1 pseudogene is annotated in these 232 nt (G+C 62.1%); it reads left to right on the plus strand.

The features are described 5' to 3' along the window. Positions 1–151, plus strand: a pseudogene (locus tag SB725_RS34130) (MFS transporter); the annotation flags it as partial. Between the last annotated feature and the right edge of the window lie 81 nt (positions 152–232).

Raw genomic sequence — 232 nt, forward strand, 5'->3', positions numbered from 1 at the left:
CGGCGGGCCGGGCGCCTCTTATCTGTTTATGTGCGGCGCGTTGCTGACCGCCGTCGCGCTCACGGCAGCGCTGAAAACAACCCAAACGCCTGGCCGTGCCAAACGGGGCGGCTCCCACCTGGCAATGAGCCAACAGGAAACCCTGGTATGAAAAAGCGAATCGTGCTGTACAAACGCCTGTCCGACGACCTCATGGCGCGCCTGCAACAACAGGTTGAAGTGACCTGGGTGG

Source organism: Pseudomonas sp. SIMBA_041, assembly GCF_046535095.1.
Classification (GTDB): domain Bacteria; phylum Pseudomonadota; class Gammaproteobacteria; order Pseudomonadales; family Pseudomonadaceae; genus Aquipseudomonas; species Aquipseudomonas mucoides.